General features: G+C 59.0%; 1 pseudogene. It reads left to right on the plus strand.

From position 1 onward, the window contains the following. Positions 1–120: 120 nt before the first annotated feature. Positions 121–290, plus strand: a pseudogene (locus AC0L20_RS40750) (aldo/keto reductase); the annotation flags it as partial.

The raw sequence follows: 290 nt of genomic DNA on the forward strand, positions 1-290 counted from the left end.
CGCCGGAGCACTACCGCCGGGCGAATATCCGTGGCCGGTGAAGTTGTAACCGGTTTTGACTACACTGCGCTGTAGGCCGCGCCCTTCGGTGCGGTAACAGGGAGAAAACTCCATGAAGACGTGGATATTTTCTATTCCCACCGTTTCGATGCCGACACGCCGCTGGAAGAAACCGCCAGTGCGCTGGCCACCGCCGTGCAACAGGGCAAGGCGTTGTACATCGGTATCTCGTCCTACTCCGGGGTAAAAACCCGCGAGATGGCGGCATTGCTCAACGAGTGGAAAGTGCC

This window comes from Bradyrhizobium sp. Kon58 (assembly GCF_055807455.1).